The 9,565-nt window shown below is 45.8% G+C and carries 5 protein-coding genes and 1 pseudogene; 2 read left to right on the top strand and 4 right to left on the bottom strand.

Going from position 1 to position 9,565, the window contains the following annotated elements; translation table 11 throughout:
- The 4 genes from F6K37_RS23740 to F6K37_RS23725 all read right to left on the bottom strand — a co-directional run.
- On the bottom strand, nucleotides 1-1,602 hold a 1,602-nt coding region (locus tag F6K37_RS23740), incomplete at its 3' end, for an Hsp70 family protein (RefSeq protein WP_287252524.1).
- A 217-nt stretch (nucleotides 1,603-1,819) separates the two neighbouring features.
- Complete coding sequence (locus tag F6K37_RS23735; RefSeq protein WP_287252523.1) at nucleotides 1,820-3,445, bottom strand: DUF2079 domain-containing protein; 1,626 nt, start codon at nucleotides 3,443-3,445, stop codon at nucleotides 1,820-1,822.
- Between the two features lie 423 nt (nucleotides 3,446-3,868).
- The gene (locus F6K37_RS23730; RefSeq protein ID WP_287252521.1) at nucleotides 3,869-5,431 is read right to left on the bottom strand and encodes an ATP-binding protein; all 1,563 of its coding nucleotides are present in this window, start codon (nucleotides 5,429-5,431) and stop codon (nucleotides 3,869-3,871) included.
- Nucleotides 5,431-7,026, bottom strand: coding sequence for a sensor histidine kinase (locus F6K37_RS23725; RefSeq protein WP_008191305.1), 1,596 nt, complete (start codon nucleotides 7,024-7,026; stop codon nucleotides 5,431-5,433). Before F6K37_RS23725 ends, F6K37_RS23730 begins: the two co-directional genes overlap by 1 nt.
- 89 nt (nucleotides 7,027-7,115) lie before the next feature.
- Here F6K37_RS23725 and dxs point away from each other — a divergent pair, with 89 nt between their 5' ends.
- Nucleotides 7,116-9,023 (top strand): 1-deoxy-D-xylulose-5-phosphate synthase, encoded by a 1,908-nt coding sequence (dxs, locus tag F6K37_RS23720; RefSeq protein ID WP_287252519.1) that lies wholly within the window; start codon nucleotides 7,116-7,118, stop codon nucleotides 9,021-9,023.
- Nucleotides 9,024-9,125: 102 nt separating this feature from the next.
- A pseudogene (locus F6K37_RS23715) lies at nucleotides 9,126-9,565 on the top strand (S-methyl-5-thioribose-1-phosphate isomerase); the annotation flags it as partial.

Genomic DNA, 9,565 nt, shown 5'->3' with positions numbered 1-9,565 from the left:
CAATAAGGTTTCATTGGTAAGTAAATCATCTACAGTAACTCTCAAGTAACGTTCACCATCAACTTGAAACTGGAGTTTAATGCGATCGCTTCCGGGATTGCCCAGGGGTGTTAATTTAGCCAGACTTCTTGCCCCATCCCTATCATTCAGGGGTTGCACAGCGTTTTCGCCCTGGCCTAACTGACGAGTAATCAAGCGATCGCCTTCAAAATAAATCTCTGTGCCACCAGTTTGGGAGCCTAACTCTCCTAAAATTAGCTCTATACTCGGTTGATTCTCTACCGATGCTCCTAAGAAGAGTTCTACGGGCTCACTCATGGGGTAAGGCTGTCCTTCTCTAATGATTGAGTGCCAGTTGTGACGCTTTAACCGTCTATCCCAATAGCGAATTCCGTAGCTATGGTAGAGGAAATCTTGGACTTCGATACCTTGGCTGAGCTGAAGTGCGCCAGTTGCGATCGCTTCAAAGGGTTTTTGGCAAAGAACCTTGTTTGAGTCGAAATACTGGTTTACCCATGCCTGAACTGCTGGGATATTAACCGTGCCACCCACTAACAAGACACCATCTATATCTGGTACTTCTATACCATTGCGTCTTGCTTGTTGCAGCACTTCCGTCATCTTATCATCAAGGGTATCAAAAAACTGGTGTTCTTTGAGGATAGTTTCAAACGTCTCCCGGTCTAGTTTTAGTTCGTAACTCTCGAAGGTTTCATCATTAAAATAGACTTCAGTAGCCTCAGACTGCTCAGACAGTTGAATTTTCAAGCGTTCTGCGAGTCGAGTAGTCAAAGGCGATCGCATTAACCCTTGAGTTTCCACAAAATAATCCACCAGCCAGTTATCAATATCTGTCCCACCCAAATTTTGTCCCACTTTCGCCAGCACACGGGCAATTTTCACCTTCTGGCTAGACCCTTCACCAAATGACTTTTGCCCCCACTTAAGAATAAACCCAATAGGTTTTTTATTCCCTTGAGCCTCCTGATTCAGCTGCACCAGAGATAAATCCAGAGTGCCACCACCAAAGTCTATAACTAGTAGAGTATCCCCTTCCGCAATACCATAGCCCAAAGCAGCCGCTGTCGGTTCATCCAGCATCCTCACCTGTTCCACTGGCAACGATTGGCAGATTCCACTAAGCCAATGGCGGTAAGCTTCAAAGCTATCCACAGGCACAGTCAGAATCACCGATTCAATGGCAGAATCCCCCGCCTCTGACTGGAGGGCTGATAGGTCTTCAATAATTTGGTTGAGGAACCATTGCCCAACTTGTTCAAAGGTGATCACGGTGCCATCCAGTTCTGGCAGAAATCCCTGAACCTCAGCACCAATCCCCCGTTTGAAGCTGCGGAAGAATCGAGGGTCACTGCTGAGATCCAAACCGCGATCGCGTACTGCCTGTCCAACCATAACCTTACCCTGAGCCGCATCTTCCACATACACCAAACTCGGAATTAAGGGAGGATTTTGACTAAGTTGCAGTGCAAGTCCTGGTAACGTGATGGTTTCTGGCGTTTCCGTGACTGGGTTCCAGCGAGTGATTACCGTATTGCTCGTGCCAAAGTCAATAGCGTAGGACGTAGTACTGGTGCTAGGCATTAATGTTTATTGAACCGATCTTATTAATATTATTTATTAATAAATATCAGTTTATGGCCGAACCACTCAATAGCCAGGAGACCTGTACCCAGGAAGACAGTTTAGCAATCCGTGTCGGAATTGTCAGAATTTTTGATGCCATCTTGCCGATTCCCGACTCCGTGTTCCCCTCCTGGGAGGGGTTAGGGGTGGGTTCCTATTCCCTTTGCTATTACAATTATGCTCCTGTAGTTGAGACATCTAACTCTTGCCTAAAGCTTAGCCATGCTCTCATAGCCTCTGGATTAGATGCTACTCCTTTTTGCATCAAAATCACACCATCTTTAAAACCAATGATGCCATACTCGTTAGTCTTGGTGACCCGGTCAATCATGTTAACTAAAGAGCGCAACCGCTGACCATCATGCTTAAAGGCAATTTGATAGCGTTGTAACCGCCATAAATCTGCGATCGCATAATCCACCTTCACCACCTCGCCATTATCATTGCGCAACTGTAAATCTGCTAAGCGGATAATTTCCCGACGTCCTGACAAATGAGGGACTAGATAGGTAGTAGCTGAGACACTAGCATTTGGGGGAATCTGAGCCAGTAATGACCGGATCGACCCCACACGAGACCACTGTTGGGTTAACGGCACATAGACGAAGGGTTGGTAGGAATCCGGAAGCAGGAAATAAAAGGTTCGATTGGGGCTAGAGGTAATGGTCAACACTACCGCAAGGGTTAGACAAAAAATCCAAAAGCTTCGAAACTTAGACCTAGCCGAGATCACAGCTTGACTAAATTGGGGATGAGCTGACCACCAAAGTATCGCGCCATAGAATAGCCCAGGTACTACGGTCATCGCATAACGGATATTAATCGCAAGCACTGATTGACCTTTACCCAACAGAAGTTTTAGCAAGGGAAATGCTGCGATAGACCAAGAAGCGGGAGCAATAGCTGGTATAAATGCTAATGGTAACCATTGACCTAATAAATACTGAATGGTGCCAAAAAAGGGAGTAAACAGTTCTACTAGTAAACGCCAAGGATTAGTCAGCATACCCTTAATAATTTCCAGAGTAGACGCCTCATCCCCATCAGCGTACTGACCAAAACGCTCGATCATGAACCGTTGAGAAATATCTTCCGAAAATAGGGGCATAATTAGATTGGTCAAGACAAGTATGTAACCGAAACTGAGGGTACAAACTGCCAGACCAATGCGAGGGTAGCGCCGACTGACTATTAAATAGAATCCCACACCAAACAAACCTATCCCGGAATCTTCCCGTACAGCTAAAATCAAAATTGCCAGCAACCAAAACAGCCACCACCAGCGTTTTTCCATAGCTAGCAGTAGCCCAAATACAAATAGCGGAATTTGGCAGATGTCATGGAAATTGGCTAAGGTCGGACCGAGAATAGCATTAGCACAGTAAAAGCTAACCGTAATCATTGCTGCTAACATCGGTTGCAGATACTGTCTAGCCAGGATATACAAAACTACACCAGCAGCTGTTACCAACGTTACCTGCAAAACGGTTAGGGTAGCGGGAAATGGAAACAAAGCATATAACGGTAACCAAAGTAACAGGGCGGGAGTAAAATGTTGCCCTAATCGGTGGTAATAGACATTTGGAACTTCCCCATTATGAACTACATTAGTAGACAGCTGGGATGAAAGAGTACTCTGAAAGAAGCGACCGTGAATTCCATTCCAGAAGACTTGATTAAAAATTCCTTGATCGTAGGAAGAATAAAAAGTATAGTGTCGATGTAGAGTAAAAATTAAGGTGAATAAAAAAAATGCGATCGCCGCAGTAATAACAAGTTTTAACCCAGGTTTTTTGGTCATTTTTCCTTTGTCATTTGTCCTTGGTATTAAGCTCCAGAAAGTTTCGCTTTTTTAAAACTACTCTTGTTTTCAACACACCCTCACGCTTATCGGGAAAAAGATCTAGCGTTTCTCATAGCTATGAGGTACAAATATTTTTTTACCTCTTGCCTCTTGCCTCTTGCCTTCCCCTCCTGGGAGGGGTTAGGGGTGGGTTGCTCTTGCCTTCCCCTCCTGGGAGGGGTTAGGGGTGGGTTCCTCTTGCCTTCCCCTCCTGGGAGGGGTTAGGGGTGGGTTGCTCTTGCCTTCCCCTCCTGGGAGGAGTTAGGGGTGGGTTCCTCTTGCCTTCCCCTCCTGGGAGGGGTTAGGGGTGGGTTCCTCTTGTCTGCTCCCTGCTCCCTAAAGCCCATAATTTTGACCTCATTAGTTTGAGAATTGCTATAGCTAATTGCGACTACTCCCGAGCCATTCCGAATCAGAACTTCTCACCTCAGACCTCTGACCTCTGACTTCCCCATTACTTACTATGGGAATTTTAATCGTAAATGTTGTCCCAACGCCCACTTCGCTAGTCAGTTCAATCTCTCCCTGATGCTGTTCCACACAGCGTTTCACAATCGATAGTCCCAGACCAGTCCCTTGAATTGTCCCCACATTTTTGGCTCGATAAAAAGACTCGAAAATTTTCTTTTGGTCTGCTTCAGCAATCCCAATTCCTTTATCCTGGATGCGGAACACAACCAACTGCTGTTTCAGATCACAAGTTAGGTTAAAGGTCACGATTTCATGAGAAGGAGAATACTTCAAAGCATTGGTAAGCAGATTAGTTATAATGTAATGTATAAGTTTATCATCCATACAGACTTCTGTATAGACCCCGTCAGAGGTAAAAACAATCCGGTTGCGGCTGGCTTGATCTAGGCATAGTTCTGCAATTAAATCCTGGCAGAATTGCTCTAAGTTCATCGGAGTTGGAATAAATTCTAGCCGACCTACTTCAGCTTGACCGATTAGCAACACCTCTTCCATCAACTCAGTCATGCGCTCTACTGAAAGAGTAATTCGTTTTAGATAACGCTGCTTTTGCTCCTGAGTGGCCAGATTACCATAGCGCTTAAGTAATTCAGCGGCAGTTAGGATCACACTGAGGGGATTACGGAATTCGTGGCAAACGGTGGAGACGAACTGGGAGCGGAAATCTTGGATTTCTTGCTCTTTTGCCAACACCTGCTCTAACATTTCTGTCTGAGGATCCTCGCTGATATCCCAAAACGCGAGCACTACTCCATTCACGTTTCCCAGTTGGTCTTTTAGGGGTGAAGCACTATTACCAACAGGAATTCGACCACCGTCCTTTGCGATCAAAGCGTTATGCTCGCCCAGATAGACAACTTGTCCGGTCTTGATCACTTTATCTAGGGGATACTTGACTAGATTACCGGTCAGGTCATTAACAATTGGGAACACTGAGGTCACATCTCGCCCCCATACCTCCGATGCCTTCCAACCAGTCAGAGCTTCAGCGGGAGCATTCATAAAGGTAATGGTACCTTGGGTCGTGGTAGCAATAACTGCATCATCGATAGAGTTTAAAATGGATGCCAACTGAGCTTGGCTGTTCTGCAACGACTGCTCCATCTGGTATTGCTGGAGAGCCATTTCAATGGCAACCCGCAAGTCTCTCTCGTTAAACGGTTTGGTAACATAGCCAAAGGGTTGGGTAACCTTAGCCCGTTGCAAGGTATCTTCATCCCCATAGGCAGTTAAATAGACGATAGGAATACGTAAATGTTCACGAATTTGCCTAGCAGCAGTAATACCATCCATCTTGCCTTTGAGGAAAATGTCCATCAGCACTAAGTCAGGCTTAGTTTGAGCGGCTTTGGTAATGGCTTGAGAGCCAGATGAAGCAGTAGCTGATACCATATAACCCAGTTGCTTAAGCTGGCTAGCAATTGTCTTAGCAACAATAACTTCGTCTTCTACAACTAACACCCTGGTAACCACTATTGTTGTCCTATTGCTTCTACAATTGTTGCTGTTGAGAATACTATTCTGAAAGCTGTGCCCTCGCTATGGCCCTGAAACATACTCCCGTCTAGTTGCTCCGTTGCCAGGTCATAAACTAACGATAATCCTAAAGACTGGGTATTACGCCAATCTAACTCTTCTGGTAAACCAACCCCATTATCTCGGACAATCAATTCAACCTGATCGTCCCCGCTATGGTGCAATTCAATGTGAATCTCACCATAGCGTCCATTGGGAAACCCGTACTTCAGGGAATTGGATACCAGTTCATTGATGATTAGACCGCAAGGGATGGCCTGATCAATACTGAGGGAAATGGGTTCAATAGTCGTGTGCAACTGAATCCTATCGCTAGTTACTTGATAAGCTACCAGTAAGTTCACCGCTAGGTTCTGGATATAATCCACTACATCCAGGTTGCCTATCACTGAGGCACCATAAAGTTTCTTGTGAATGAGAGCCATGGCTTCAAGGCGATGGCGAGCTTCCGACAGGTGTACTCGGGTTTGGGGTTGATCTACTGTCAGAGATGGCAAGTGTAGTAAGCTAGAAACAATTTGTAAGTTGTTTTTGACCCGATGGTGAATTTCTTTGAGCAGCACCTCTTTCTCAACTAGGGTAGCTTTGAGGTTTTCCTCGACCTGTTTGAGCTGTGTGATGTCGATGGCTATGTTATGGATCCGAATTGGAGTGTTATTAGCATCTGTGAGGAGGTGAGCACGATGGCGAATCCAACTCACAGCTCCATCCGGTCGCAAAATTCTGTAGTCAATATCTTTGGCACCAGTTGACAGCAGGGTTTGGTGTGCCAGTTCATAGGTTTCGAGATCCTCTGGGTGAACCACTGATTCCCACAGGCGTAAGTTTCCGAAGAACTCAGTGATACTGCGACCATAGACTTGCTCGGTAGCACTGTTAAGATAAAGCAGTTTGTCAATCGAAGGATCAAAAGACCATACCACTGCTTCTAGGGAAGTCAGAATACTCTCAAGACGTTCTTGGCTCAACTGCCAGGCATGTTCATTTTCCCCCAATTCTTCTTCAAACTGCTGATTGACAGCAACTTCCTGCTGCCATCGCTGATTAGCTGCCACTAATTCCCCTTCTTTTTGACTCAACTGTTGGTGTAAGTCTTCGACCTTAGTAACAATAGCAGAGAGGATGGCTGGCATGGTGTGGGGGGTCACCACACGCACTACTTGACCTGGTTCATCCACTAGGGGTAGGTGACGAATCTGGTGTTGACGTAATCGGGACTCTACCAAAAAAATGTCCGGTTTCGCTATGATGGGCAAGGTAATTAACTCTTGAGTCATCACATCAGCGATGGAAACCCCTGAGTTGACCATTCCGGCTGATGCTACTTTGACCACATCCCGTTCTGTAAAAATGCCTACCAATTGCTGCTGCTGTACTACCAGCACATAACTCCTTCGAGTTTGATTCATCGTAGCGATCGCTTCCGTTACTGGAGTATCGGGAGCAATGGTGATCGGCTGCTGGTCGCAAGGAAAATTTACAATGGAAAGTTGACCAGAAATGCCATTTTTCAGGTAATCTTTAGCTTCCATATAACCCTTGAAGCGCCAAATTATTGGATACTTTTAGGGAGTCGAAAGATAAACATTAACACAATCCAGTAGCAATTCAAAGAGACGGTATGCATCTCAGTGAAATTACTCATCCAAATCAGTTGCACGGTCTATCGATTCGTCAACTAGAGGAAATTGCCCGTCAAATTCGCGAGAAACATCTCCAAACCATAGCTACTAGTGGTGGTCACTTAGGACCAGGCTTGGGAGTGGTAGAATTAACCTTAGGTCTGTATCAAACACTTGACCTTGACTATGATAAGGTAGTCTGGGACGTTGGACACCAAGCTTATCCCCACAAAATGCTCACGGGGCGCTATAACCGATTCCATACCCTACGGCAGAAAGATGGTATTGCTGGTTATCTAAAGCGCTGCGAGAATAAGTTTGATCACTTTGGAGCGGGTCATGCGTCCACCAGTATTTCTTCTGCTTTGGGTATGGCGATCGCCCGAGACCGCAAAGGGCAAAACTTCAAAGTGGCAGCAGTTATTGGTGATGGTGCTCTGACCGGTGGCATGGCTTTGGAAGCCATCAATCATGCAGGGCATTTACCCCATACTAAACTACTGGTGGTGCTCAATGATAATGAGATGTCCATCTCCCCCAATGTGGGGGCTATTCCCCGTTACCTCAACAAAGTGCGGCTTTCTGAGCCGATGCAGTTTCTTACTGACAATTTAGAGGAACAGTTCAAAAATCTCCCCTTTGTCGGTGAGTCTTTATCCCCAGACTTGCAACGGCTCAAGGAAGGGATGAAGCGTTTAGCCGTACCTAAGGTCGGAGCAGTATTTGAAGAACTTGGCTTTACTTACATCGGACCGGTAGATGGTCACAATCTAGAGGAGTTAATTTCCACCTTTACCAACGCCCACAAGCTAGATGGACCAGTGCTGGTGCATGTGGCAACTACGAAAGGCAAGGGGTATGCGATCGCAGAAGCGGACAAAGTGGGTTACCATGCCCAAAGTCCCTTCAACCTAGCTACGGGTAAAGCCCTTCCAGCTAAAAAACCCAAACCCCCCGGCTATTCCAAAGTTTTTGCCCACACCCTAGTCACACTAGCTCAGAATAATCCCAAAATCATTGGCATCACGGCAGCTATGGCTACCGGGACAGGGTTGAATAAATTGCAAGAAAAACTCCCTGACCAATACATAGATGTGGGGATTGCGGAACAACACGCCGTCACCCTAGCAGCTGGCCTAGCCTGTGAAGGAATGCGACCGGTTGCAGCTATTTACTCCACCTTCTTACAACGGGCTTACGACCAAATTATTCACGACGTTTGTATCCAAAACCTACCGGTCTTTTTCTGCCTCGACCGTGCAGGAATTGTGGGTGCTGATGGCCCTACTCACCAAGGGATGTATGATATCTCCTATTTGCGATGCATTCCCAATATGGTAATTATGGCTCCCAAAGACGAAGCTGAACTGCAACGTATGGTAGTTACAGGAATAAACCACACCGATGGTCCGATTGCCATGCGCTATCCTCGGGGTAGTGGCTATGGCGTTCCCCTGATGGAAGATGGTTGGGAAGCACTACCCATTGGTAAAGCAGAACTCTTGCGTAATGGTGACGACCTGTTAATGGTAGGGTACGGCACTATGGTTTACACCGCCATGCAAACCGCTGAAATTCTTAGCGAGCATGGTATTGAAGCAACGGTGATTAATGCTCGTTTTGTCAAGCCCCTAGATACAGAATTAATCTTCCCCTTGGCTCAGAAAATTGGTCGTGTAGTTACCCTAGAAGAAGGGTGCTTAATGGGTGGCTTTGGTTCAGCGGTGGCAGAAGCACTCATGGACAATGATATATTAGTTCCCCTCAAGCGCTTTGGTGTACCGGATCAATTAGTGGATCATGCCAAGCCCGATGAATCAAAAGCTGATTTGGGGCTGACTGGCTCTCAAATTGCTGAACAGATCAGGGCAGCGTTCTTTAATAGACAGCCATCTTCTGTTAGTTAATCTATCAATGTTAACAGTTGACAGTTAACTGTTAACTGTTAACCGTTAACAAAATAGCAATTAACAATTAACAATTAACAATTAACAATATATCGAACTTATATGAACCCATCCACATACCAAGTTTATCCCGTTGTTTGGGAAAACGACCGAGTTATCCTCATTGACCAAAACCGCTTACCCGGCAAATATTCCATTGTAGAAATCAGCCGCTGTGAAGATATGGTTGAGGCGATTAAAACTATGATTGTTCGGGGAGCGCCAGCTATTGGAGTAGCAGCGGCTTATGGCATTTACCTTGGCGCAAGAGAGATTAAAACTAAAGAACGTAAGGCTTTCCTTGAACAGCTTGAAGTTGTAGCCCAGCAGTTGCGGCAAACTCGTCCTACAGCCGTGAATTTGTTTTGGGCAATCATGCGGATGCTTAAAAATGCCTATGAAACGATCGGGACAGTAGAAGAGATTAAAGCTTCCTTACTTGAAACAGCTAAACAAATTCAGCTGGAGGATTTACAAACCTGTCAAGCTATAGGCGATCGCGG

This window comes from Moorena sp. SIO4E2 (assembly GCF_010671945.1).
In the GTDB taxonomy this organism is placed as follows: Bacteria; Cyanobacteriota; Cyanobacteriia; order Cyanobacteriales; family Coleofasciculaceae; genus Moorena; species Moorena producens.
Note: the sequence above shows the minus strand (reverse complement) of the source record. Positions and strands in the feature narration are given on the sequence as shown.